We start from the raw sequence: 25,086 nt of genomic DNA, 5'->3' as shown, positions 1-25,086 counted from the left end.
AGAAGTCGCTTGCGCCGACCTCGCGCGCCGCAGGCCGCCTCCGTGGGTGAAAGACGGCCGCGCGCGCCGCGGATCGGGCTTAGAAGGCGCCGACTTCGCCGAGCAGCGCCCCGTTCTCGAGCAGGTACACATGGCCTCGAGGGGCCGACTCGCCCGCCTCCCAGCGCGATTCGACGGAGAGGTCGAAGGCGCCGCCGCACCCCGTGCAGCCGTCCCCCGATCCTCCGCCGGCGTACACGTCCGGGAACGGGTTCTCGTCGAAGACGAACGACAGGCGAAGGTGCGCGGCCCCGTCGTCGCCCCGATAGAGCGCCCCGCGCTGCTCGTGGTGGAGGAGGCCGTCGGCGCTCGATAGATGCCCGAGCACGAGGATCTGCAGATACCCGTCGCCACACTCGCCGCTGCGGTCGATGTACGCCACGGTCGGTGAGCTCTCGGTGTCGGCGACGAGCGACCAGCTCACGGCGCTCATCATCCCGGTGGCCCATGCCACGTCGAAGCTCCCGGCCCGGCCTGTCGCGTCGAGGGCCTCCTGGCCGCTCACGCCGAGGGGCGTCGGGTCGGTGAGGCCATGCTCCACGGCCGGACCAGCCGTCAGCGGCAGGGAGTCACAGGGATCGGAGCCGACCTCCCCCGTCTGTCCCCCGGCGTGCGAGCACCCCATGAGCAGCCCCGCCGAGAGCCAGCAAGCGAGTCGTACGTTCATCGAAGTCTCCGCCCCCATTTGGCGCAGCGACCGAGCCAGCGCAAGCGCCTCGTAGCGCAGCCACGCATTATTCTATCGCTCCGATGTGCTACCATCGATGCATATATGCGATACAAGATGCCGCAATACGATGAAATCGCAAAGGATTTCTGCCGGGCGCTCCGCGGCCGGCGCTCGCAGCGGCAGCTGAGCGTCCGGCTCGGGTACGGCACGAACGTCGCCTTCGGCTGGGAGTCCGGGCGGCGCTTTCCCACGCTCCCCACCCTGCTGCGCGTCGCGGCCTACAACGGCGTTGACGTCCATCGCGAGCTCTCGGGCTTCGTGCGCCAGGAGTCGGCCTTCGGCGCCGACGTCGCCGTCTCCGACCCGGCCCTGACGGCCGCCTTCTTTCAGGCCATCAAGGGAGCGCTGAGCAACGCGGAGATCGGCGCCCGTATCGGGCGCAGCGCGTCCCAGGTGTCGCGCTTCATCGCGGGCACGTCCCAGCCCCGGCTCCCCGATGTGCTGGCCCTCGTCGACGCGACCACCGAGCGGCTCCTCGACTTCCTCGCCCTCTTCGTGCATCCGGGGCAGTTGCCCTCGGTGGCGCGCGACTTCCGCGTGCTCGAGGAGCGCCGCCGGATAGCGACGGAGCTACCCTGGTCTCACGCCGTCCTGCGCGTCCTCGAGCTCGCGAGCTACGCGGCCCTCCCCCGGCATGACGACGCCTGGGTCGCCGCTCGCCTCGGGCTCCCGGACGACGAGGTGCGTGCGTGCCGCGAAGCCCTGTCGCGGGCAGGCCTGATCCGGTGGCGCGAAGGGCGGTACGCCACCACGGCCGAGACGGTCGACATGACCCGCGGCGCCGCCGAACCCAGACAACGATTGAAATCGCACTGGCTCGACGTCGCCGCGCGCCGGCAGCGTCGCGGCGATCCGGGGCTGTATTCCTACAACCTCGTCAGCGTCGCGCGCCGTGACCTCGAGCGGCTACGGGCCTTGCACGTGAGGTATTTTCACGAGCTTCGTCAGATCGTGTCGGATTCGCGCGAGCCCGATTGCGTCGCGCTGGTGGCGATGCAGCTCTTCGAGCTGGGCGCGTGAGGCGAGGACGGGGGGAGCGCGCAGGTCACAGCTTCGAGGCGGCGTGGTCCCAGTTCACCAGGTTCCACCACGCCTCGACGTACTTCGGCCGGGCGTTGCGGTAGTCGATGTAATACGCGTGCTCCCACACGTCGCACGTGAGCAGCGGCGTCTTGCCCTCCGTGAGCGGGTTCCCGGCGTTGCCCGTCTGCACGATCTCCAGCTTGCCGGAGCTGTTCTTCACCAGCCAAGCCCAGCCCGAGCCGAACTGACCGACGGCCGCGGCGCTGAACTTCTCCTTGAACGACGACACGCTTCCGAACGCCGCCTCGATCGCCGCGCGGAGGGCGGCGGGGGGCTCACCGCCGCCCTGCGGCTTCATGCTGTGCCAGTAGAACGTGTGGTTCCACACCTGAGCTGCCTGGTTGAAGACCGCGCCGGACGTCGTGCGGACGAGATCCTCGAGGCTCTTGCCCGCGAGCGCCGGGTCCGCTGCCACGAGCTCGTTCAGCTTCGTGACGTAGGCGTTGTGGTGCTTGCCGTGGTGGAAATCGAGCGTCTCGGCCGAGATGTGGGGGACCAGTGCGTCTCTGGAGTAGGGGAGCTCGGGAAGGGTAAAGGCCATGGTTCTGTTCCTCGTGTTGCGTGTCGACGGCTAGCGCTCGTCGCAGCCCGTTGTGAGTAGCTCGGCGAAGACCTCCGGGTGGCGCTCCCGCCACGGATCGAACGCCCGCGCTTCGCGGCCAAGCGGCCGCTCCACGTCGCCGGGTCCGGCGACAATGTAGCAGCTCCGGCGGGGGCGCGTGGCGCCTTGCCAACACGTTGGCAGCTTTCCATCCATTTGGAGAGGCGGCCCCCCGGCTAGCGGGCAAGCGAGTAGCGGTGCTCGGCAGGCCTCCGCGTCCGGCGGATCACACGAGGCCGGAGAGCGGGCCGGAATCGCGCTTTCGGTTCCCGATGCTGCTCGTCTCCAGGCCCATGAGCTGGGCGATCGAGACCAGGAGCTTGGCGTGGTCCTCCCCGTCGTAGTCGAGGTAACGCCCGGTCTTCAGCGCCCCGCCCGCCCCTCCCGCCATCACGAAAGGAACACGCTCCATGCGGTGGGCCGTGCTGCCGAGCTCCCGACCCACCACGACGAGCGTGTTGTCGAGCAGCGTGCCGTCGCCCTCGCGCACGGCGTCGAGCCTCCCGAGCAGGTACGCGATCTGCTCCGAGTACCAGGCGTCGATCTCCTGGAGCTCCCGGCGTCGATCCTGCCCGTCGTGGGACATCGTGTGGTGATCGCTTGTGTGTCCGAGCCACGAGTGCAGGATATGGCTGAAGGCGTAGCTGAGCTGCAGGCTCATGACGCGCGTGATGTCGCAGGAGAACGCGGCCACCGCGATGTCCATCATGTTCCTGATCTCCGCCGGATACTCCGAGCCGCGGCCGCTGGTCTGCTCCGGCGCCTCCGGGACCGTGCAGCTCAGCGCCGGATCGGCAGGCTCCGCCGTCTGGTTCAGCCTGCGCTCCATGGCCAGCAGCCCCTCGAGGTGCGCGTCGAGCTTGTGGTAGTCCTCCTTGCCCACCCGCCTGCGGATCCTTGTGAGATCGTCCTTGAGCAGGTCGACGATCGCCTTGCGCTCGGTCCGCTCCTGCTCCGCCCCCTGATCGCTCGTGGGCGCCCCGCCGGTCGACGTCACCCCGGCGAACAGCCGCTGGAACGCGGCCCTGGGGCTCGTCTCGGGGTGAATCGGAGAGTTCTCGCCGGCGTAGATCATCCGGTTCAGGCTGTTTGGATTCAAGCACTGGACCCCGAGCTCGACGGTGCGGTACGGCGTCTCCTGCACGGGGTCGTCCGGAGCGCGCTCGTACGGCATGCCGCTGCCGTGGGCGCGGGCGATGATCTGGTCGATCGACGCGCCGCTCCCCCAGCCCGTGCGGTTTCCGTTGCCGCCGTCGAAGTTCGCTCCGGAGGACGGACCGTTCAGCGTCGATGCCGTCCAGAGCCCCGCCATGCCGAAGGCGTGGGCCTCGCCGGCCCCGCCGGCCGTCATCTTGAGCCCCCACGGGATCACCAGCTTCGACTTCCAGGGATCGAGCGGCGCGTGAATGGCGTGGAGCGAGAAGCTGCGCTCCGAGCCCTGCGGCCTCCAGTCGACCACGTTGTTCCAGTCCCGCGCCGGCGCGCCGTCGGGCTGGAAGATGAGCAGGAGACGCTTGGGACGCCCCTTCTCCTGCCCGGAGGCGTTCATCAGCGGAAGCAGCGATCCCATCGCCGCCGCCCCGGCGCCGAGGCCGAGGGCCTGAAGCATGCGGCGGCGTGAAGCTCCGATTTGCGTTCGACGGTTCATGACGGTCACTCCTCGCTGGCGGTGAGCCGCACGTGGCGGAAGGCGTCGCTCAGCGCCACCTGAGACAACAGGGTCCGAATGTTCGCGCCCGACGCCTTGAACTCCTCGTGGATGCGCTGGATCGAGCAAGCGTCATCCGTGCTCTCGATCCGGCCCAGGGCGAAGCGAAACCACTGGTTCGCGACGCAGTCGGCGACCTCCGAGCTCCCCGCGAGCTTCTTCGCGAGCTCCACGCCGCCGTAGTACGGACCCGCGAGGTCCTCGCGTGCGCTCGTGATCTCGCCAGCCGCGTTCACCTCGCCGAGGCCGTCCGTCGCGCGGTACTTGCCGATGGCGTCGTAATGCTCGAAGCCGAGGCCGATCGGATCGATGAACTGATGGCAGCCCGCGCAGCCCGGGTCCGCCACGTGCTGGGCGAAGCGCTCGCGCGTGGAGGTCACGTCGTCCACCGGCGGGGGGACGTTGTTGACGTTCGCCGGCGGTGGGCTGAGCGGCTGGCACATGAGGTTCTCACGGACGACGATCCCGCGGTGGATGGGGGAGGTCTGGTTGTGGTGAGACCAGCGCGCGAGGAACGCCGCCTGCGTCAGGATCCCGGCGCGGCGGCTCGGATCGAGCGACACCTGGTCTCCCGGCGTGAACCCGTCCGGCGGCTCGATCTCGTACAGGTCGAACAGGGGGCCCTCCGGGAACGTGTAGTCCGCGCTGAGCAGCGTGCGGAGCAGGCCGTCGCCCTGCCGCACGACGTGGTCCGTGAAGCGGGCGCTCTCGTTCAGCATGGCGTTCGCCATCTCCTCGCTGTACGCCGGGAACAGCTCGGGGGCCTTCTGCGCCTTGGGCAGCTCCGAGAGCCCGAGCCACTGCTGGTGGAACAGCGCGATCGTGGCGCCTGCCCTCGGGTCCTGCAGCATGCGGTCGACCTGTCTTTCGAGCACGTCGCGCGCGAGCAGGCGGCCGTCGGCGGCGAGATCGACAAGCTCGGCGTCGGGGATCGAGTTCCACAAGAAGAACGAGAGCCGCGAGGCGAGGCCGTAGCCATCCATCGGCTCTGGGGTCGCGGAGGGGACGCCGGACTCGCCGACATCGGCGTGGTACAGGAACGACGGCGACTGCAGCAGTCCCTCGATCACCAGGCGAAAGCCGCGCGACTCCCCGCCCGATCGCCGGCCCAGCGCGTACAGCGAAACGAGCCCCTGGATCTCGTCCGCTTCGAGCGGGCGGCGGTACGCGCGCTGCCCGAGCCGCTCGACGAGCTCGGTCGCGCACGAGGTCCCGTCGTCGTCCGCAAGGCTGCACGGCGCGATCAGGTCCATGCGCCCCTCGGCCTCCGACGCCACCCGCGCCGCGAGCTCCGCCGCCTGCTGGACGAGGAGATCCGTGATCGGAGCGATGGCGTTGCTGTGAAACGGCCCCATGCGCTCGTCCGGCGCCAGCGCGTCGGCGGGGCGCCCCTCGACGCCGAGCAGATCGCGAATGGCGTTGTTCAGCTGTTCCCGCGTGAGTCGGCGGAGCCTGGTCAACCCCACGTGAAGAACACCGTTGTTCGCCTCGCAGGCGGCGTCGATCGCGGAGGGGTCGTTCGGGAGCGTCGGGAGCTCGGACTCCTGGACGCCGTCCTCGCCACCAATCCGTCCCATACACCCAGGAAGCAACATTGCACCGCATAGGCTCGCGATCCCGGCCCATGGTGTCTGCCTCGGTCGGCTTACCCCTAAGTTCATATCGACTCCTCGTGCGGCGTAAGACATTGATGCGAAGCGCAAGCCCGCGCTGGCCATCACGACGTGTGGTCGGAGGCGACGTCGGGTGACCGCGGCTCGCCGCGCGGTCGTTGCGAAAAGGAAGTTTAGATGAACCGGTTAACATGATCAAATACATTTGCGCGCCTGGCGATTGAAGAGCCCGCGAGCGCTGGCGAGCGGCATGGCTCCGGAAGCGAGTCCACGTAAAACCCGGTTCAAGAGCGCAGAAGCTCAAAAGTAAATACATGAAACTTTGCTCTCCTCGCGCCTTTGCGCCTTTGAAGGGCGCAAAAACGCAGGGGTAAATACATAGAACTTTGTTCTTCTCGCACCTTTGCGCCTTTGCGCCGAGCGCTCTCTCCGGATCCCTCGGACTCCAGGCGGGCGGGGCCAGCGGCCGGCGGCGCGCTCCGGGGGAATCCGCCCGGAGCGCCGTCGTCGCCGCCCGTTCGCCGCCCGTCCCGTGGCATGCTGTCTCCCACGGGCCGCCCCATGCGCTTCGTCACGTACGCTCCGCCTCCGCCCCTCGGCCGCTTCGTCGGCCGGCTCTGGTACTACGCCGCCCCCGAGCTCCCCGACCTGCTCGAGCGCGTGCTCCCCAGCGGCGCGATGAGCCTCCTCATCAACCTCGCCGAGGACGAGCTGCGCTGGTACGACGCCGCCGCCCCCGCCCGCTGCCACCGCCTCTCCGGCATCGCCGTCTGCGGCGCCCACGCCGAGCACTTCGCGATCGACACGGCCGAGCAGCGCGCGATCGTGGGCGCCGAGCTCACCCCGGGCGGCGCCCTCCCGTTCTTCGGTCCGGCCACGGAGGAGCTCAGCGGCACCCACGTCTCGCTCGACGCGCTCTGGGGCCGCGAGGCCGCCCTCGTCCGCGAGCGCGTCCTCGAGGCGAGGACCCCCGACGACAAGCTCCGCGCGCTCGAGGCCGCGCTCGCCGCGCGGCTCGTCCGACCGCGCGGCTCGTCCGACCGCGCGGGCGACCCCGCGGTCGACTTCGCGCTCGCCGCGTTCGCCGACCCCTCCCGCGCGTACACCGTGGCCGACGTCACCGGGCAGCTCGGGATGACCTCGAAGCGCTTCATCCGCACCTTCACCGAGCAGGTCGGCCTCACCCCCAAGCGCTACTGCCGCGTGCAGCGCTTCCAGCAGGCGATCTCGGCGATCGAGCGCGGCGAGCGCGTCTCGTGGGCGGGCGTCGCCGCCGCGTGCGGCTACTACGACCAGGCGCACTTCATCCACGACTTCCGCGCGTTCGCCGGCCTCACCCCGACCGAGTACGTCGCGCGGCGGCGCGAGCGGAACCACGTCCCGCTCGACGGCTGAGCGATCGCCCGCGGCTCGGCCGGCGTCGCCGGCCGACCCCGCCGGCACGTTTTTACAATACCCGGTCCGGCCGCGCGGACATCCTCCGCCCATGACCACGCGACCTCACCCCATCGCCCCGCCCCCGTACCACACCGTCGTGCCGCACCTCGTCGTGGCCGGCGCCTCGGACGCCATCGCGTTCTACAAGAAGGCGTTCGGCGCGACCGAGAAGCTGCGCCTCGCCGAACCGAAGCTGGGCGGCGCCATCGTCTGCGCCGAGCTCGTCATCGGCGACTCCGTGATCACCGTCGCGGATGAAGCCCCCCAGTGGAACGCCCGCGGCCCGAAGGCGCTCGGCGGCTCGCCCATCGTCATCACGCTGAACGTCGAGGACCCCGACGCCGTCGCCGCGCGCGCCGTCGCGGCAGGGGCCAAGATCATCTATCCCATCGACGACCAGTTCTACGGCCGGCGCGAGGGCAGGATCGAGGACCCGTTCGGGTATCAGTGGAAGCTGTCGGCCGTCATCGAGGACGTCTCCGTCGAGGAGATGCAGGTGCGCATGGCGAGATGATGGGAAGGGAAGGGCCCGAGCGGCGCCTGAGCCGCGCGCCGCCCGCCCGCGTCGCTCCGCCGCCGTCGCGCCGGGGCGCCGCCCGCGTCCGCGCGGGCCGCGGCGCGCACCGCGGCCCCGAGGCTCACCGGGCCCGCGGCCTGCGGGCGCGGGGCGAGGGCGCGACGGCGCTCGCCGGCTGCAGCTCCTGCAGCTCGAGCGCCGCGGGGCCGCACGTCATGCGGCCCACGAACCTCGTGGATCTCGGCGCCCGCGACGACTCCGGCAGCGCTGAAGGCTCGGACCAGTCGCAGGACACGAGCTCGCCCCCCGGGTCCGCGGGCGTGAGCGAGTCCGCCATCGAGTGGACCGAGCGCTTCATCTCGGTGAGTCGCGCCAGCTGGAGGACGATCGCCACCAGCCGATCCGGATGGAACGGCTTGAGCAGGACGTGGTGATAAGCCGCCTCCTTCGAGCGCGCGTACTCCTCGGCCCCGGTGATCAAGAGACAGCTCGTGTACACGGGCATCATCGAGACCTTCCGGAGGAGCTCGTCACCCCTCATCCCGGGCATGAGCAGATCCGAACAGACCAGGTGAAACTCCCTCGTTTCGAGCAGTGCGAGCGCGTGCTCCGCCGACGTACACTCCACGACGTCGACCTCCGTGGACAGGACCGCTGAGATGGTGCTCAGCATCTGCTCGTCGTCCTCGACCACGAGGACGCAGTACCTTCGCCGGCACGATGAGCTGACGGCGCCTCTGTGTTGACCCTGCGAAGAGGTGCGATGGGCTCTTACGGTCGATGACACGGTGGCTGCCTCCTGCGACGATCGCGGGTCCGCGCCCCGTGCCGCGTTGCCGCGGAGGTGCGCGAGCGCGCTTGCGTGTGTTCGAGCGGCCTGCCCGGCGCCCCCCGCGCCGACGGCCTCTTCCTTGGAAGCTACACGACCACGTTTGTCGGAGTCAACACCGCAACACGACCTCTCGACGGGTCAAAAGCAGATCTCGAGATCCGTTCGACCTGCGTAAATTGGCATCTTTTCAGGTAGCCCGGACGTCGAGGGTGTGACGTGAACGAACCGGAACATCGCTGCTGCGGGCGCGATGCATGATAATTAACAAATGTGCGATGTTCGAAGCTTCACATTGGCGCATGATGGTTAACATGGGTGTGATGTTCGAATCTTCACACTGGCGCGCGCCGGGGCCCCCGCCGAGCCTGCCAGTCGCGCGCTGCGGGAGGCCCCGCCGAGCCTGCCAGTCGCGCTGTCTCCGCGCGTCGCGCGGGCGGCCTCGTTCCTGCTCGGCGCCGCGGCGATCTCCGACCTCATCAATATCCGCCATGCGCGCGTCGCGAGCGCCGGAGGCAGATCGCGCGGGCGATTTTGCGACAGCTGTGACCAAGTGCCCCATCGCGGCCCCCGGCTGTCGTGGACAGGGCAGGCACCCGCGTGGAGCGCCTCTTGCACACAGCCCGGGCACTGGAGGTCAAGGTGGCACTTGATTTGTTGAACGAGCCGGGAACACCGCTCGACAAACAGCAGTTCGATTGGCGGGAGCTGGTCAGCATCCCGTCCAGCAAGCTGAACGATGACGCGTTCACCCGCGTCCGGATCATCTTGATGAACGGCATCGAGTCGGAGGCCGTGCGCTTCTCGCACGCCTGCGCTCGCATGAACGGCGCGCTCCAGCAGGAGCTCGCCCGCATCCGCCGGGTCGAGCATCACCAGCAGACGATGGTGAACTGGCTCCTCCCGGGGGACCTGTCGGTGCTCGAGACCACCATCGGGTTCGAGCAGGTGGCCATCGAGGTCACCGCGTCGGTGGCGATGAACGAGCCCGACGAGTACCTGGCCCAGGTCTATCGGTTCGGGATGCTCGAGGACTTCGACCACCTGTACCGCTACGCGGCGCTGATGGACCGGGTGCACGGCAAGGACGCGAACAACATCCTGCAGTGCTACACGGACATCTGCCCCGGCAGGCCCACGAGCGTCGAGCACCGTCACCCCGACGACGACCTGCGGGCCCCCTACGATCGGAGGACCGCGGCGCCGCTCTCCAAGCTGCACGCGCTCACGATCATGGCGTCCGAGCACCAGACGCACGACTACTACATGAACGTCGGCCCGACGTTCGCCGACCCCATGGCCCGGCAGCTCTACGCGGAGATCGCCTCCATCGAGGAGCAGCACGTCACGCAGTACGAGTCGATCATCGATCCCAGCGAGAGCTGGCTCGAGAAGTGGCTGCTGCACGAGGCGACCGAGGTCTACAACTACTACAGCTGTGCGAAGTCCGAGTCGAACCCCCGGATCAAGGCCGTCTGGGAGCGGTTCGTCGACTACGAGCTCGGGCAGCTGCACCACGTGCGCCGCCTCTTCGAGCAGATCGAGGGCAGGGACTCGGCGGAGCTCCTGCCGGCCAAGCTGCCCGATCCCATCGAGTTCCGGAGCCACCGCGAGTTCGTGCGCCGCGTCCTCCAGGGCGAGGTGCACCTGCGCGCCGTCGGCAAGAACATCGTGGATCCCATGCAGATCCCGGAGTCCCCGCAGACGCTCGCCTACCGCGAGCGGATCAACATGAGCGGATCGCCGTCCGAGGCGGTGGCCGCGGGGTACGTGTGGGTCCCCGGGACGGAGCTCGCCGTGCAGGCGGTCCACGGCAAGGAAGCGAACGGCAACGGGGCCAGGGTGTACCGAGTGAGGTCAGCATGAAGACCGAGACGACCGCGGGGATGAACCGCACCGGGATGGACATGTCTCCGATGGACTCGAAGGAGGTCGTCGTCGGGGCGAGGATCATGCCGCCGAGCAGCGTTGGCGACGACTCGGCCATCGCCAACGTCGTCGCGCACTACGCGCGGCGGGAGGAGCGGGTCGGCACCATGCCTCCTCCCGGCACGCTCAAGGGCGCCGTGAAGTCGGCCCTCCAGGCGCTGAAGGGCGAGGCGCCGCTCGTCCTGCTCGACAAGCTGGGCGAGCGCCTCGCCTTCGAGCGGGCGGGGAGCCGGCTATGGAAGGGGGTGCTCGCGAAGTTCGACGCGCTCGGGTCGTTCGAGGGCGGGCCGACGCGCGCGGAGATCGAGCAGATCTACAGGGACGAGGCCGAGCACTTCCTCCTGGTCGCCTCCGTGATCCGGATGCTGGGCGCCGATCCCACGGCCGAGACGCCGCTGGCCGACATCCTCGGGGTCGCCTCGTGCGGCCTCATCAAGGTCGTCACGGATCCGAGGACCAACCTGGCCGACGCGCTGGAGGCGATGTTGATCGCCGAGCTCACGGACAACGACGCGTGGGACGTGCTCATCGACATGTGCCAGGGCCTGAGCGACCAGGAGGTCCTGTCGCGGTTCCAGGCGGCGCGCGCCGCCGAGGCGCGGCACCTCACGATGGTGCGCTCCTGGGTCAAGGCGTCGGTGCTCGCCCGGGCCCAGGGGGACAACGCGCTGAGCGGCAGGACGGCGAGCTGAGCCGCGCCGCGAGGGCAGACGCCTGACGAAGGCCCGCGCGCGGCGGCCCTGCGAGCGACGCACCGGCTCGACCAGGGCGCGTCCGATCCGCTAGGATGGCCCACGCCGGCCCGCGATCGGGCCGCGCGCGACGCCGCTCCGGGGGTGCCCTTCATGCTCGAACAGCTTCGTTTGCAGCTCGGCGGTCGACACGAGGAGCCCAAGGTGGCTCCCGAGGTGAGGGACGTCGTGGTCCTCGTCCCCGGATTCCTCGGCTTCGACCACTTCGGCGGCTTCTTCTACTTCGCCGACCGCGTCTGCGGCGCGCTGCGCGGCGCGCTCGAGGTGAAGCTCGGCCGCCCCGGCCTCGTCCCGGTGATCCCTGTCACGTCGCGGCCCACGGCGTCCCTCGCCGAGTGCCAGGCTTCGCTGATCGTCTTTCTCAAAAAGGTCGTCCAGCAGTTCCCGAGCGCCAATCTCCACCTGGTCGGCCACAGCACCGGCGGCGTGCACGCCCAGCTGCTCACCAGCGCCCGGCCTCAGGGCAAGGACCGCTGGGACGAGGAGGACCTCGATCCGGTGAGCGGGTGGCGTCCGAGGATCCGGTCGGTCGTCTCCCTGTGCGCGCCGCACTGGGGGACGTACCTCGCCCACTCCGATCTGGCGCGGCTGGTCGGCTCCGGCGTCCAGCCGGGGTCGGTGACGGCCATTCCGCCGCTCTTCAACCTGCTTCGCCTGACGGTGGTCGAATCGGCGCTCTCGGCGTTCGATCTCACCTTCGCGACGGTGACGGAGCTGTGGGGGTTCTTCCTCGACGTGGGCAACAACCGGAAGCTCATCGACGCCCTCACGCCGGAGAGCATGGCCGAGGTGCGGGACAGGGACAAAAGCGCCGGGCCGCGGCATCCGGCCCGCCTGCGGAGCTTCGTGACCGTGGCGAACGCGAGCGACGACTCCGATCCTTTCTTCGTCGACCTCCACAAGCGGGCCGCGAACACGGCGTCCGGCGCGCCGAGCCGGATCGCGGCCGAGGCCATCGGGCGCCTCGAGGACGAGCTGCGGCTGCACGCGCAGGGGGGGCCGCCGCGGCCGTGCCGCGTCATCAAGTTCCCGGACAGCCCCGCTGGGCCCATCTCCCCGTCGAGCAACGATGGTGTCGTCAACACCGCCCATCAGCTCGTGGATCCGGGGTCGCCGGAGGAGCTCGCGGCGATCGTGGTCGCCGATCACGCCGACGTCATCGGGCACTACGACCGCTGGGAGCTGCGCGCCGCGCTCCCGGGGCAGGAGGTCCGCTGGTCGCGGTTCAAGCGGGGTCTCTTCCGCAGCGGCTCGCGGTTCCGGGACGAGCAGTTCTTCGAGCTGTACGCGGCCATCGCCGACGAGCTCCTCCCTGCGATGACGGCGGGCGCCGCGCGCTCGAGCGCGTCTCCGGCGGACCGCGCGGACCGCGCGCGGCCGGCCGCGCCGAGCGCCCCGCCGCCGGCGGAGGGCTGAGCGCTCGGCCTCCATGACGCCCCGTCGTCCTGCACGAGAGCGCAAAGCAACGCCTACGCCTCGACGAGAGCCGCCACCGCGGAGGCACACGTCGGAACCGCGCGCAACGCGCGCAACGCGCGTCGCCGGGAGCGCACGATCTTCGCCGCCAGCGGGGCACGTGAAATAGGGGCGACAAGCCGGTGTGCTGCGTCGTGACGAGCAGGTGCACGCGGGCAGCGGCGGGCGGATCTCGACCCGCTGCGTGGCGACGTCACCCCGTCAAGGCACCGTGAGCACCACCTTGCCCCGCACCTTCCCGCCCTCGCACTCCGCGAACGCCTCCGCGGCGCGCTCCAGCGGAAACGTCTCCACCACGACCTTGACCCCGCCCTGGATCAGCCGCTCCAGCTCGGCGTAATCCTCGCGCTTGTCGCGCATGTTGGCGAGGACGACCTGCTTGCCCCCGAAGATCCCGCCGAGCGCGGACCGGAGCATCGCGTCCGGGCCGGGCAGCGTGGTGGCATAGACGCCGTTCGCAGCGAGCGCCGGCGCCGCCCTGGAGAAGCCGACCTGGCCGAAGGCGTCGAAGAAGACATCCCAGGTCCGGCCGGGCGCCGTGACGTCCACCTTGCCGTAGTCGAGCACCTCGTCGGCGCCCAGCGACTGCGCCAGAGCGGCATTCCTGGCGCTGCAGACGGCGATCACCCTCGCGCCCTTGGCCTTCGCGATCTGCAAGGCGAGGTGCCCGACGCCGCCGGTGGCGCCGTTCACGAGCACCGTCTTGCCGGCGAGATCGCCGCACTTGCGCAGGCCGGCGAGCGCCGTCAGGGCGGCGACGGGGAGCGCGGCGCCTTGCTCGAACGTCCAGCCATCGGGCAGCTTGTGCGTGTCCTTGGCCCGCGCGACGACGCGCTCCGCGTGCGCGCCCGGCTTGCCGAGCATGGTGAGCACGACGCCAAACACCCTGTCGCCGGGGGCAAAGCCGCTGGCGCCGGGCCCTGTCGTCCGCACGACGCCCGAGAAGTCCGCGCCGAGCGGCTTCGGCAGGCCTCGGCCGGTGAGGAATCGCATCATCCCGCTCCTGAGCTTCCAGTCCACCGGGTTGATGGAGGATGCCTTGACGTCCACCAGCACGTCGCCCCTGCCGGGCTTCGGCTCCGGGAGATCACCGTAGGTCATGACCTCGGGGCCGCCAATTCCCGTGATGTAGAATGCCTTCATCGTCGCTCCTCTGCTTCTCCGGCCCACCGCGGTCTTTGCGAGTACACGGCGCACGATGCGGCTGCGCGTGTCAAGCCCGGGCGCCGCCGTCGCGCCGGCCCCGGCGCCTGCCACCGCGCCGCCCTCGCGGCGCCGCCGTCCCGCCGCGCGGTCCGAGCCCGCGCGCTCTCTCGCTCCCCACCCGCGGCCCGCGTGCGGCTAGACTCCGCGCAATGTTCTGGTTCGATGCCGTCCTGCTCGGGGTCCTCGAGGGCCTGACCGAGTTCCTCCCCGTCTCGTCCACCGGTCATCTCATCCTGCTCGGCGCGTGGCTCGGCCACGAGAGCGAGGCGGCGAAGACGCTCGACATCGTGATCCAGCTCGGCGCGGTGCTCGCCGTCGTCGTCTACTTCCGCGAGCGGCTCGCCGTCACCGTGCGCGGCATCTTCCGCCGCGATCCGGACAGCCTCCGCCTCGCGCTCGCCCTCGCGTTCGCCTTCTTCCCGGCCGCCCTCGTCGGCCTGCTCTTCCACAAGGCCATCAAGGCGTACCTCTTCGGCCCCGGGCCCGTCGCGGTCGCGCTCATCGCCGGCGGCTTCCTGATGATCGGCGTCGAGTCCGCCCGCCGGCGCCGGCCGGACCAGGGCGCGCCCCGGGTCGAGGACGTGACGCTGCAGCGCGCGCTCGCGATCGGCGTCGCCCAGTGCTTCTCGCTCTGGCCCGGCGCGTCGCGCTCGATGACCACCATCGTCGGAGGGCAGCTCTCCGGCCTCAGCACCGCCGCCGCCGCCGAGTTCTCGTTCCTCCTCGCCATCCCGACGCTCGGCGCCGCGACCGTCTTCGACCTCGCCAAGAACGGCGGCGCCCTCCTCGACGCGCCCGGCGGCGCCGCCGCGCTCGCCGTCGGCCTCGCCGTCTCGTTCGTGGTCGCCCTCCTCGTGATCGCGGTCTTCCTGCGGTACCTCAAGCGCTACGGCCTCGCGCCGTTCGGCTGGTACCGCATCGCGCTCGGCGCCATCGTCCTGTGGCTCTGGGTCGCGAGCCGCCCCGCCACGGCCGCGCCGGCCGACGCCGGCGCCGCGGCCGAGCCCGCGCCGCGCGGGGACGTCGCGGCCTCGGCGGGCGCCCTCGCCCGCGCCGGCGATCACCCGAGCCGCCCGTAGGCGTACAGCCAGCGGGCCGTCGTCGCCCCCCGGTTGCGGACGGTGTGCACCACGCCGGCCGGGATCTCGATCTCCTCGCCGATGCGGGGCACGAGCTTCCTGCCCGCGAGCGTGAGCTCGAGCTCGCCTTCGAGGACCATCAAGAGCTCGTCGTCCTCGTGAACGAAGTCCTCCCACACGCGGCCGGGCGGGTCGGTCCAGAGCCCGCCGTGGAAGCCGCGGGCGCGCCAGCGCTTCAACACCTCATCGCGCGTCGCCGTGTTCATGCGCGCTATTTTGCCCGACGCGCCGGAGATGTTGCCCGCTTCTTCGACGTCGGATCTTTGTCGGGACGGACGGCGGTGGAGCGCCCTGGTGGAGCGCCCTGCCTGGTGGAGCGCCCTGCCTGGTGGAGCGCCCTGCTGGTGGAGCGCCCTGGTGGAGGAGCGACGGCGCCTGCGAGCTCGTCGGCGCCCTGGCCCACGCGCCGGGGCGGCTGGACGCGCGACCTCCTCGAAAGCAGCAGAAACAGCCTCGACCGCGGAGGCGACGGAAGAGCGACGGAAGACGGAACGGCCTGCTTGCGAACGAGGGCACGTCGGGCTAGGATGCTCCTCCTCACGAACGTCCCTGGCCCTCGACACGACGCTTTCCCTCTTCCCTCTCGCGAGGGAGACTGCAGCTCGCTCGGACGACTGGACGACGCACCGTGTGACCGCGCGGGAGTTCCGCGCGGCACGTCTCCGTTCGATCCGTTACGGCTTCGTCGGATGGCAGGCCGAGAGCGCCTCATGGCGCATCAGAAAGCCGTAAAAGCAGGATGACATGGGAAATCGTCTCTACGTAGGAAATCTTTCGTTCAGCACCACCCGCGAGACGCTCGAGTCCGCGTTCGCCGCAGCCGGCGAGGTCCGCGAGATCGCGATGCCGACCGATCGTGAGACCGGGCAGCCGCGCGGCTTCGCGTTCGTGACCATGGGCTCTGTCCAGGCCGCGAACAGCGCGATCTCGCAGCTGAACGGCGCCCTCCTGGACGGCCGCCCGCTCAAGGTCAACGAGGCGCAGGAGCGCCCGGCGCGCGGCGGCGGCGGCTTCGGTGGTGGCGGTGGCGGTGGCTACGGCGGCGGCGGTGGTGGCTACGGCGGCGGCGGTGGTGGCTACGGCGGCGGCGGTGGCGGCCGCGGTGGCCGCGGCGGCGGTCGGGACCGGTACTGATCAACGGCGCGGCGCGGCGGAGCTCGTGCGCCGCCGCGCCTGCGCCTTCAGAGCGCGCCCGAGGGCGCTGAAGAACGCGCCGGATGGCGCCGAAAGGCCTGGTTCCGCATGCAGAAGCAGGGAGCATTGAAGCGGCAAAAGGAACGCGCACGGCAAGAGAAGCAGCGCGAGAAAGACGCGAACCGCCTCGCGCGCCGCAAGGAAAAGGGCCCCGGCAGCAACGGCGCACCGGGAGAGGATCCGGACATCGCGGGGATCATCCCGGGGCCTCAGCCTCCGGTCGTGGAGTGAAACGCGCCGTGCCGAGCGGGGGCGCCGAGGGCGCTCCGCCCGAGCCGGCGACCGATCGGGACAGCGCTGCACCGCCGACCGATCGGCAGCGGTTCATCGAGCAGAGCGCGACCGCCGTGGGCCAGGCGTGGGCCAAGCGGTGGCGTCAAGACCTTCATCGCGAGGGCCGCCCCACCGCCGGCGGATGGCCCGGCACGCTGCGCGAAGCGCGGACGCAGGTAGAGAGCTCCCTCCCAGGCGAGCTGCTGCGCCGCAAGATGCCCGCCATCACCGGGGTGGAGCGCGAGCTCGCCGCCCGGACCGCGAACGCGAGCGCGCGGGACGAGTGGCGCAGGCATCTCGAGCCCGAGACGCCGTAGAGCCGCGATCTCCCGCACACGACAAGGGGTGGTGCGGTACTTACCGCAGGCGGCGCCGCAGCGGATCGAACCGCCACGGGCGCCAAAGTATTGAGATTTCTTGGCGTACTCGATGTGCGCGAGAGGTGCTGGAGCGCGGGCCTGACGCGGGCGGGGAGGGCAGGGCCATCCCGGTCGGGGCGGGGCCGGTAGGCGGGGCGGTAACCGACGTGGGCCACCCGCCTCCGGGGCTTGCTCGAAGGGTCACCGGGAGGCGGGGAGATACCCCGGGGATTGCTCGACGGGTCGCCGGCGCGCTCGGAGATGCCCCGGGGCTTCCCGGAACGGGTTGCCGACGTGCTGGCGCAGGCCGATCGGGCTCTTTCCGGAGGTCGTTGACCTGCTGGAGAGGCCGGGAGGCCTCCCGGAACGGGTGATCGACCCGTCCGGCAGACCTCGAGGCCTCCGGCGCCGGCGCACCGATCGCCGCGCCGAGGCCGGTGGCGCTCGTGACGCTTCCGAAGACCTCTCTCGTCAATTGCGCTGGAAGGCGTCACGTACGAGCTGGGACCGCCAGGCAAGCGCGGTGTGAGCTGGGATTTGTCTGGCGACGAGGTCAGAGGGGGACGGCGTCGCCGTCAAGACGCTTCGATTCCCCCGAGTGAATGAAGCCCATTGTCCTCCGCGTCGCTCTCCATCTGCATGAACCCACTCCGCCGGCACCCCGTGAGTGGATCGCGCATCTGAATCACGGCATCGGCCGCGCTCGAAGAGCGCCGTGTAATCCCCCGGAACCAGTTCGATTACGACTGTTTCGGTGAATGGATCTTGTGGGCACGATTGAAAATGGAAATTTGTGAATAGGTGACTTCGGTGCTGAACGGGGACATGTCCTATTCCACGATGATCCTGATGCGTGTGCCATCGGGGATCCTTCGACACTGGTTCCCAATGCAGGCTCCATGCAGCAGCAGGGGCCGCGCTGCGTCGACGACGCTTTCGGCCGTCCGCGCTGGAGGCGCAGCAGGCGAGCTGGATCGGAGGTGCATCGACCTCATCGCCCGCCATCGCCGTGGATGTGGCCTTTGCTTCGCTCGCTCCTGTGCTTGCGGTCGAGCCGCGCTCGTCGCGCGCGGCCCCGACGTCCGGTCGAGCTCGCTCCAACGTCCTTGGTAGGCTCGGTCCGCTCGCGCCGTCCGAGGCGGCCTCAGGCGAGGACCGCCGTTCCCGGTCCTTACGCCTCGGGGGTCGCCCGGTACGTGGCCGTGGCGACGTACCGGAGGACCCTGGAGCAGAACGCGCTGCCACAGCTCCCCCGACACACGCATTCGCCCTCGAAGCGCGCCGCGTGCGAAGCGAGGGCGCTCAGCACCTCCTGCGTCACGTCGTAGCCGCCGTTGTCGCAGGAAGAGTACGAGCACGGCATCTCGAACAGCGCCGGCGCGTGCTCGACGACGACGCGACGGATGTACTGCGTGTCATTCTTGGCCGCATCGGGCCTGGCCTCGCGGATCTCCAGGTTCAAGCTCATCAGATCCGGCACCTTGTGAAGGAGCTTGCCAGCTGCCTGCTCCCGCTTCCCGCGGAGCAGCATGCGCTCCTCCCGCTCGATATTCCTGCGACGGTTCGCTGAGTACATCGACCACCTCTGTCGTGCAGGAATGCACCAAGCCCCTGCCGTTATTCAGTATAGCGCATGCCGCGGGGCGGCGCATGCACAATCTGGGCTCTCCAGGAACTCGTTGATCCCGGAGGAGAGGCCCGTAGATAGAAGCGGCCCGGAGGAGCAGCGACGGAGGCCCCGACGAGGGGGTGATGGTGGACCGCCTGCGCCGGATCGACATCCGCTGCTCGCGACGCCCGGAGCGCCCCAGAGCGCGTGAGAAAATTCCAATGTCGAGCGGAATGTGTCGAACGCGGCGAGCGGGCATGAGCGTACGTGCGCAGCACGTGCTCGACAGCAGCGCGGATCTCCAGGAGATACGATGAGCGCCTCTGGCCGAATCTCCTGGAGAGCGCTTCCGTCGCCGCGAAAAGGCCTTACGTTGCCCTCGATATGCACCAAGCAGCCCTGCGCGACCCGCCGCGGTCGCCTTCAGAGGAGACTCCGCACCAGCACGAAGATCGGCTCGCGCGCGCCAGCGCTCTCGCGGGGTGCGCGCCTGTGCCCGCCCGCTGGGGCAACGTCCTCGCCGGGACCGCCGGCTGGACCGACCCCACCCTGGTGAAGAGCCAGCGATTCTATCCGAAGGGCGCGTCGAGCCCGGAGCAACGGCTCAAGTTCTACGCGTCCCAGTTCCCCGTGGTCGAGGTCAACTCGACCTATTACGCCCTCCCCCGCACGGCGATGGTGGCGCAGTGGGTCCAGCGGACGGCGCCCGACTTCGTGCTCAACATGAAGGCGTTCGCGCCGCTCACCCAGCACCCGGTGGAGCCCGCCCGCCTCCCCGCGGACGTCCAGCGCGCCCTGCCGCCGGCGCTCCTCGACAGGCGCCGTCTGTATCCCGGCGACCTGCCGGCCGAGACGAGAGACGTGCTCTGGGAGCGCTTCCGGCAAGCCGTCGAGCCGCTGCGGCAAGCGCGCAAGCTCGGGTACGTGCTGTTCCAGTTCCCGCCGTGGTTCACGGCGACGCGCGGCAACGTGAGGGTCATCGAGGACTGCCGCGGTCGCATGGAGGGGATCCCGCTCGCCGTCGAGCTCCGTCACGCGTCCTGGGGCGAGCCCGACCGCATCGAGCGCGTCGTGGACTTCCTGCGGGATCTCGAGGCCTTCTACGTCATCGTCGACGAGCCGCAGGGCAAGGAGAACAGCATGCCTCCCACCCCGCTCGTCGCCGATCCGCGCCTCGCCGTGGTGCGCTTTCACGGCCGCCGCGCGGAGACCTGGGGCGCCTCGGTCAGCGTGAACGAGAAGTTCAGGTACGTTTACGACCCCGCGGAGCTCGACCCCTGGGCCGAGACCGTCGCGCGGCTCTCCCAGCAGGCGGAGCGGGTCCACGCGATCTTCAACAACTGCGTGTCCGATTACGCCGTGCTCGGGGCCAAGGGGCTCATGGCCCTGCTCGCCCGAAGGGCCGAGTCGCTGGATCGCGCGCCGGCCCCGGAACAGGCAGCCTCGACCGTCCACTGAGCGCCGGCCGCCCTCGCGGCGTCCGCGGACACCCCCGCGTCCGGCGGCGCCGGGCGCCGGCGCTCGCGGCGTCGCCGCGGCCGCGGATCACGGTAGGCTCCGCCGCGATGATGCAGTCCAGAGCGGCGGGCGCGCCCCGCCTCGCAGCGCCCCCGCGCCGGTCGCGGCGCGCGGCCGCGCTCCTCGCGGCGCTCGCGCTCGCCCGCTGCGGGGGCGCACCGCCCCGACCCGCGCCGCAGGAGGGCCGCGCGCCCGCGCCGGCGCACCCCCCGCCGCCGGCGCCGGAGCCCCTGCGCGCCCGCTGGGTCGACGCGAGCGGCGCGACCGTGGTCGGCCCCCGGGTCGCCGGCGGCACCATGGCCCTGCTCGGCGGCCGGCGCGTCCTCGTCGGGAGCGACGGCGCAGCCCGGCCGGAGACCGCCCCCTGCCCCGAGCCCCTGATCGAGCTCGCGCTCGTGCCGTCCGCCGCCGGCCCGCGGCTCGTCGGGCGCGGGGTCCACGGCGTCTACCGGTTCGATGATCCGCTCGGCGCGCCCGCCGTCCTCGCCCGGTCCGAGACCGAGCTCCTTCGCATCGGCGGCGGGCCCGCCGTCGTCGCGGTGTGGGACGCCGCCTCGGATCTCCCGAGCTTCCTCGACATCGAGACCGGGCAGCCGCGCGCGCTGCCGGGCTTGCCCGCCCTGCCGCTCCGCGCCGTCGCGTTCCGGGACCTCCGGCAAGGCGCCGGGCTCTTCGAGGCGGCGGGGCTCGCGGTCACGGCCGACGGCGGCGCGTCGTGGCGCCCCGTCGCCCCGGCGCCGCCCGGCGACGGCCCGGGGACCGACCCCGCCGCCGCCCAGCTCCACCTCTCCGGCCTGCGCCTGCGCGGCGACGAACTGCTCGCGGTGGCGCAGGGCGCGGCCGCGCCGCCCGGGCAGCGCGAGGCGCGGATCCTTGTCGCCGAGGCGCGGCTCGCGCCCGCCGGCGACGCGCCCGAGCCCGGCGCGGACGCCCCGCTGCTCCGCTGGATCCGCGCGACCGGGCGCCACCCGCTCGAGGCCGCGATCGCGAGCGGCGCGGCGTGGGGGAACGCCGCGATCGCGGCGAGCCACGGCCTCCTCGCCCGCGTGGACCTCGCCTCGGGCGCGCTGAACGAGCTCGCCGGCTTCGCCCGCGGCGACGGGTGGTTGAGCGCCTGCGGCGTCGGCCGCGCGGGGCGCTCGGCGTGGGTGGCCTGCGCACTCGGGGAAGAGGGGGCGGACAGGCGCCACGATCCGTTCGGCGTGCTCCAGGTCACCGCCGGCGGCCCCCTCGGCCGCGAGCCCCCGGTCCTGCTGCGGAGCGGCGAGGCGGAGCTCCGGGTGTCGCCGAGCGGGGGCGCCATGCTGCTCGCGCCGTGCGACGCGGACGAGGAGGGCAGCGCGTGCGTGCGCCAGCCGAACGGGGCGTGGATCACGGTCCGCCCGGGCACCGACATCCACTGGCGCGGCGCGGGCCCGCTCGCCGACGGCCGGATCGCGATCGTGCGCGGCCTCTGGGACAGCGACGTGGCGCCCCGCGAGGAGCCCGCGGCCGAGCCCGCGCCCCGCGGCGGACAGGGCCGCGAGGGCGCCGCGGCCGGCGCCCACGTCGCGGTGATCGACGCCCGCGGCCGGGAGGAGCCGCTGATCCCGCTCGGCTGGCTGCGCGACGGGGGCGGCGACGTCCAGGTGGTCAGCCCGATCGAGGAGGGGCGCGACGGCGCCCTGTCGTTCGTGGTGGCCGACGAGGCCGGCGCGCTCACCGCCGCGGTCGTGCCCCGCCGCGGCGAGGCGTCGCGGGCTCGCCTGGCCGGCGCCGCGCACGCCCTGATCCACGGCGGCCGCGGCGTCGCGGTCGGGGAGGGCAAGGTGCTCGCGTCGACCGACGCCGGCCGCTCGTGGGCGCCCGTCGAGGCCCCGCCCCGCGCCCTGGAGGCGACCGCCCAGCTCGGCGACCTGCTCGCGGAGCCCGGGGTGCTGGCCGTCAACGAGGTCGGCCTCAAGATCGACGCCTACCTCCGCGTCGGCTGGGGCCCGGCGCTGCCCGCGCCGGGGGCGACCGCCGCCGGGCCGGCGCTCGACGTCGCGCCGCTCCTGCCGCACCGCCCGCCGCCGGCGCTCCCGGAGCGCGCGCTCGCCTGCACGACGCAGCCGGGGCCGCCGCCCGCGCCGCAGGGCGTGCCGCCGCCGAGCAGCGCGCAGGAGGCGCTCGCGCTGCTCGCGGGCGGCGCGACGCCCGGGCCCGCGGGGCAGCGGCGCGCCTCGTCGGTGAGCGACCGGCGCTGGGGCCCGCTCTCCACCGTCGCCGTGCTCGAGGCGACCGCGCCCGACGGCGCGGCCAGGCGCGCCGGCCCGGGGCGGGGCGCCGCGCCGCCGCGCGTCTCGTGGACGCTGCGCTGGCTCGATCCCACCGAGCCAGGGGCCCGGGTTCGCTCGTGGACGGGCCCCGCGCCGGAGGGCGTCGGGCACGACGCGATCCTGACGCGGTTCGCGGCGTCCGGCGACCGGATCGTCTTCGGCGTGCGCGCCTCGGGCCGCGACCTGCTCGTCCGGGCGAGGCCCGGCCGCGGCCCCGAGGCCGTCGAGGCGCCGCAGGAGCTGATGCCCGAGGCGGAGGTCGCCTTCGGCGAGGCGCCGGACGGGCCGATCGCGTGGCTCCACGGCCCGTCGCTCGTCGCGTGGCGATCCGGCGAGGCCCCGCGGCCGATCGCCTCGGTCGCGAGCCGCGGCGCGCGCGCGCTCGGGCAGCCGACGGCCGCCGGCGTGCCGCTGCTGCTCGGCTTCCGCGACCTGACCCTCGGCCGCACGGTGCCGATCCCGCCCGCGGAGAAGGCCGCGCCGGGGGCGCCCGCGCAGCGAGGCGCGCGTGGAGCGCCTCCGGAGACGGCCGCGCCGGGCGCACCTCCGGAGACGGCCGCGCCGGCCGCGCCGGCCGCGCCGGCGAAGGCTCCGCTGCTGCCGCTCGACGGCTGGGAGATCGCCCCGAACGTCCGCGCCGAGCTCACCCGCCTTCCAGCGTGCCCCGCGCGCCCGCGCGGCGCGCGCTTCGTGCTGGACCGCGCGAGCGCCGCCGCGACCCTCGACGGCCGCGGCGCGACCGCGAGCACGGCTGTCTATGACGTTCGTGTGTCAGGGCGTGACGCCTGCGTGGCGAAGATCGCCGCGCTGATCGAGCCCTCTCGCCGGACCGAGGCCCCGCCGAGCGCCCGCCCCGGCGCGGGCGAGATCGCGTTCGTGCGCGCCGATCTCGCGGCCCAGCGCGCCGAAGGTGGCGAGCGTGGGATCGGCGAAGGCGCTGGCAGGCTCGGAGGAACGGCGCGCGGCGCCGTACGTGGAACCGTAACCGTACGTGGAACCGCGCGCCGCCTCGCGTGCTCCCTGCCCGTCCGGCCCTGAAGCGCCGCTGCCGCGGGGAGCTTCGTGCTCGACGCCCCACCCCCCGCGCGGCTATATGTTCGCGCGCTATGTCCTCTTCGAAACACCCGCGCTCCTCGCACCGCCATCTCAGCGATGGAGTCGAAGACAAGCTCGTCCCGCTCGAGGCGCTCGACCCGCTGAAGATCGGGTCGTTCGACGATCTGCTCCGCGCGATGAGCCGGACCGCCTTCAGCGGCCGTGCGCTCGGCGAGGCGTGCGACGTGCTCGAGACGATGGTGCGTGACGACGACTGCCTCGTCGTGGCGACGTTCTCCGGCGCCATGACGGTGGCCAAGATGGGCGTCGTCATCGTCCGGATGCTCGAGGCCGGGATGATCGACTGCATCATCAGCACCGGGGCGCTCATGGCGCACGGGCTGAGCGAGGCGGTCGGCCTGACCCACTACAAGGCGAACCCGGCCATCGCGGACGAGACGTACTTCGAGAAGGGGTACAACCGCGTCTACGACACGCTCGAGATGGAGAAGAACCTCAACGCCATCGAGGTCTTCGTCCGGAAGGAGCTCGACAAGCTGGACGACGGGTCGCCCTTGTCGAGCGAGATCGTCTGCCGCCAGCTCGGCAAGGCGCTGGCCGAGATGGGCGACTCGCCCGGCGTGCTCCGGAGCGCGTACCTCCGCAACGTCCCCGTCTACGTGCCGGCCTTCACCGACAGCGAGATGGGCCTCGACGTGGCGACGTGGATGCTGCGCAAGGTGAAGGCGCAGCACGGCGACAAGCCGGGCTTCGACGTGTGGCGCGAGGCGGTGCCGCCGCCGTACAACCCGTTCCTCGATCTCCTGAGCTACGCCCGCCTGGTCCGCACGAAGAAGCGCCTCGGCATCTTCACCATCGGCGGCGGCGTCCCGCGCAACTGGGCCCAGCAGGTCGCGCCGTTCTACGACATCGTGGGCGATCGCCTCGACATCGAGGTGGATCACCCGCGGTTCCAGTACGGCGTCCGCATCTGCCCCGAGCCGGTGCACTGGGGCGGCCTCTCCGGCTGCACCTACTCCGAGGGCGTGAGCTGGGGGAAGTTCACCCCGTCGCAGGAGGGCGGCCGGTTCGCCGAGGTGTACGCGGACGCCACGGTCGCCTGGCCGCTCCTCGTGCGCGCCCTCCTCGAGCGACTCGGCAAGATGCCGAAATAACGGAGCAAGCCACCATGCGCGCCGCCATGCCCCGCCCGCCGCGCCTCCTCGAGGCGCTCCTCTCCCTGGCCGCCGCCGGCGGCGCGCTCCTCGTCGCCGGCTGCCCCTCGCAGGAGGAGCGTGTCTGCGATCGCATGTGCGACTGCAGCGGCTGCAGCGAGGCGCGGTACCGCGAGTGCATCGACAAGACGGACGCCGCGAGGCAGGCCGCGGTGCAGGCGAGCTGCCCCGCCTTCCTCGACGAGTACCTGGCCTGCGTCGACGAGGAGGCCGAGTGCAAGAACGACGTGCTCTCCTACGACGGCTGCGACGACCAGGAGAGGGACCTCCGCCAGTGCGGCATCTCCGTCTTCCGCACCGTCTGCGAGCGGGCCAACGAGCACCTCATGGGGTGCGGGCAGGGGGCCCCCTTCGGGAGCGGCCCCGAGGCGTGCCCCGAGCCGGTCGCGTGCAACGCCGAGTGCATCGTCAGCGTGTCCTGCGACGGGCTGAACGGGATCAATTTCGAGGAAGCCCAGCGCTTCAACGACTGCAACAGCCGCTGCTTCCTGAAGCCTTGAGCGCCGG

22 protein-coding genes are annotated in these 25,086 nt (G+C 71.6%); 14 read left to right on the top strand and 8 right to left on the bottom strand.

What is annotated here, in order from left to right:
- Positions 1 to 79: 79 nt before the first annotated feature.
- Positions 80 to 706 carry a hypothetical protein gene (locus tag WMF20_RS35085; protein ID WP_237244374.1) on the bottom strand — a complete coding sequence of 209 codons (627 nt, stop codon included), beginning with the start codon at positions 704 to 706 and terminating at the stop codon, positions 80 to 82.
- An 18-nt stretch (positions 707 to 724) separates the two neighbouring features.
- Here WMF20_RS35085 and WMF20_RS35080 point away from each other — a divergent pair, with 18 nt between their 5' ends.
- Complete coding sequence (locus WMF20_RS35080) at positions 725 to 1,789, top strand: DUF4423 domain-containing protein (protein ID WP_437606168.1); 1,065 nt, start codon at positions 725 to 727, stop codon at positions 1,787 to 1,789.
- A 25-nt stretch (positions 1,790 to 1,814) separates the two neighbouring features.
- Here the strand turns inward: WMF20_RS35080 and WMF20_RS35075 are convergent, their stop codons facing one another.
- The 3 genes from WMF20_RS35075 to WMF20_RS35065 form a co-directional block, all read right to left on the bottom strand.
- Entirely contained in the window at positions 1,815 to 2,393 is a 579-nt protein-coding gene (locus tag WMF20_RS35075; protein WP_437606167.1) for a superoxide dismutase, read from the bottom strand.
- 286 nt (positions 2,394 to 2,679) lie between these two features.
- A complete protein-coding gene (locus WMF20_RS35070) occupies positions 2,680 to 4,062 on the bottom strand; it encodes a DUF1552 domain-containing protein (protein ID WP_437606166.1) in 1,383 nt (460 codons plus the stop codon).
- A 44-nt stretch (positions 4,063 to 4,106) separates the two neighbouring features.
- Positions 4,107 to 5,738 carry a DUF1592 domain-containing protein gene (locus tag WMF20_RS35065; protein ID WP_437606165.1) on the bottom strand — a complete coding sequence of 544 codons (1,632 nt, stop codon included), beginning with the start codon at positions 5,736 to 5,738 and terminating at the stop codon, positions 4,107 to 4,109.
- Between the two features lie 597 nt (positions 5,739 to 6,335).
- Between WMF20_RS35065 and WMF20_RS35060 the strand changes: the two genes are divergently transcribed.
- Positions 6,336 to 7,169 (top strand): helix-turn-helix domain-containing protein, encoded by an 834-nt coding sequence (locus WMF20_RS35060; RefSeq protein WP_437606164.1) that lies wholly within the window; start codon positions 6,336 to 6,338, stop codon positions 7,167 to 7,169.
- 91 nt (positions 7,170 to 7,260) lie between these two features.
- A complete protein-coding gene (locus WMF20_RS35055) occupies positions 7,261 to 7,725 on the top strand; it encodes a VOC family protein (protein WP_437606163.1) in 465 nt (154 codons plus the stop codon).
- Positions 7,726 to 7,849: 124 nt separating this feature from the next.
- On the opposite strand, the gene WMF20_RS35050 is transcribed toward WMF20_RS35055, so the two are convergent.
- Positions 7,850 to 8,422 carry a response regulator gene (locus WMF20_RS35050; RefSeq protein WP_437606162.1) on the bottom strand — a complete coding sequence of 191 codons (573 nt, stop codon included), beginning with the start codon at positions 8,420 to 8,422 and terminating at the stop codon, positions 7,850 to 7,852.
- Positions 8,423 to 9,199: 777 nt separating this feature from the next.
- Between WMF20_RS35050 and WMF20_RS35045 the strand changes: the two genes are divergently transcribed.
- The 3 genes from WMF20_RS35045 (at position 9,200) to WMF20_RS35035 (ending at position 12,654) form a co-directional block, all read left to right on the top strand.
- Complete coding sequence (locus WMF20_RS35045) at positions 9,200 to 10,423, top strand: hypothetical protein (RefSeq protein WP_437606161.1); 1,224 nt, start codon at positions 9,200 to 9,202, stop codon at positions 10,421 to 10,423.
- Positions 10,420 to 11,178, top strand: coding sequence for a ferritin-like domain-containing protein (locus WMF20_RS35040; protein WP_437606160.1), 759 nt, complete (start codon positions 10,420 to 10,422; stop codon positions 11,176 to 11,178). The genes WMF20_RS35045 and WMF20_RS35040 overlap by 4 nt, the downstream gene beginning before the upstream one ends.
- Positions 11,179 to 11,331: 153 nt before the next feature.
- Entirely contained in the window at positions 11,332 to 12,654 is a 1,323-nt protein-coding gene (locus WMF20_RS35035) for an esterase/lipase family protein (protein WP_437606159.1), read from the top strand.
- A 261-nt stretch (positions 12,655 to 12,915) separates the two neighbouring features.
- Here the strand turns inward: WMF20_RS35035 and WMF20_RS35030 are convergent, their stop codons facing one another.
- A complete protein-coding gene (locus WMF20_RS35030) occupies positions 12,916 to 13,857 on the bottom strand; it encodes an NAD(P)-dependent alcohol dehydrogenase (RefSeq protein ID WP_437606158.1) in 942 nt (313 codons plus the stop codon).
- A gap of 212 nt (positions 13,858 to 14,069) precedes the next feature.
- On the opposite strand from WMF20_RS35030, the gene WMF20_RS35025 reads away from it, so the two are divergent.
- Positions 14,070 to 14,999 carry an undecaprenyl-diphosphate phosphatase gene (locus WMF20_RS35025; RefSeq protein WP_437606157.1) on the top strand — a complete coding sequence of 310 codons (930 nt, stop codon included), beginning with the start codon at positions 14,070 to 14,072 and terminating at the stop codon, positions 14,997 to 14,999.
- Here WMF20_RS35025 and WMF20_RS35020 read toward each other — a convergent pair.
- Positions 14,981 to 15,265: a cupin domain-containing protein gene (locus WMF20_RS35020; protein ID WP_437606156.1), complete on the bottom strand. Its 285-nt coding sequence runs from the start codon at positions 15,263 to 15,265 to the stop codon at positions 14,981 to 14,983. The genes WMF20_RS35025 and WMF20_RS35020 overlap by 19 nt on opposite strands.
- Before the next feature lie 538 nt (positions 15,266 to 15,803).
- Here WMF20_RS35020 and WMF20_RS35015 point away from each other — a divergent pair.
- From WMF20_RS35015 to WMF20_RS35005, 3 genes are all read left to right on the top strand, one after another.
- Positions 15,804 to 16,193, top strand: coding sequence for an RNA recognition motif domain-containing protein (locus tag WMF20_RS35015; protein ID WP_437606154.1), 390 nt, complete (start codon positions 15,804 to 15,806; stop codon positions 16,191 to 16,193).
- Positions 16,194 to 16,301: 108 nt separating this feature from the next.
- Positions 16,302 to 16,484, top strand: a complete 183-nt coding sequence (locus WMF20_RS35010) for a hypothetical protein (protein ID WP_437606153.1) — start codon at positions 16,302 to 16,304, stop codon at positions 16,482 to 16,484.
- 8 nt (positions 16,485 to 16,492) lie between these two features.
- Positions 16,493 to 16,843, top strand: coding sequence for a hypothetical protein (locus WMF20_RS35005; RefSeq protein WP_165374351.1), 351 nt, complete (start codon positions 16,493 to 16,495; stop codon positions 16,841 to 16,843).
- A gap of 1,213 nt (positions 16,844 to 18,056) precedes the next feature.
- Here the strand turns inward: WMF20_RS35005 and WMF20_RS35000 are convergent.
- Positions 18,057 to 18,461 (bottom strand): hypothetical protein, encoded by a 405-nt coding sequence (locus tag WMF20_RS35000; protein WP_437606152.1) that lies wholly within the window; start codon positions 18,459 to 18,461, stop codon positions 18,057 to 18,059.
- Positions 18,462 to 18,986: 525 nt separating this feature from the next.
- Here WMF20_RS35000 and WMF20_RS34995 point away from each other — a divergent pair.
- The 4 genes from WMF20_RS34995 (at position 18,987) to WMF20_RS34980 (ending at position 25,079) form a co-directional block, all read left to right on the top strand.
- Positions 18,987 to 19,952 (top strand): DUF72 domain-containing protein, encoded by a 966-nt coding sequence (locus WMF20_RS34995; RefSeq protein WP_437606151.1) that lies wholly within the window; start codon positions 18,987 to 18,989, stop codon positions 19,950 to 19,952.
- Positions 19,953 to 20,059: 107 nt separating this feature from the next.
- A complete protein-coding gene (locus WMF20_RS34990) occupies positions 20,060 to 23,347 on the top strand; it encodes a hypothetical protein (protein ID WP_437606150.1) in 3,288 nt (1,095 codons plus the stop codon).
- A 68-nt stretch (positions 23,348 to 23,415) separates the two neighbouring features.
- Complete coding sequence (locus tag WMF20_RS34985; protein ID WP_437606149.1) at positions 23,416 to 24,519, top strand: deoxyhypusine synthase family protein; 1,104 nt, start codon at positions 23,416 to 23,418, stop codon at positions 24,517 to 24,519.
- Positions 24,520 to 24,533: 14 nt separating this feature from the next.
- On the top strand, positions 24,534 to 25,079 hold the full coding sequence (locus tag WMF20_RS34980) for a hypothetical protein (protein ID WP_437606148.1): 546 nt from the start codon (positions 24,534 to 24,536) through the stop codon (positions 25,077 to 25,079).
- Positions 25,080 to 25,086 lie beyond the last annotated feature (7 nt).

The sequence above is a fragment of the Sorangium sp. So ce834 genome, from assembly GCF_051521425.1.
In the GTDB taxonomy this organism is placed as follows: domain Bacteria; phylum Myxococcota_A; class Polyangia; order Polyangiales; family Polyangiaceae; genus Sorangium; species Sorangium cellulosum_D.
The sequence above is the reverse complement of the archived record's forward strand: the minus strand, read 5'-3'. Positions and strand labels throughout refer to the sequence as shown.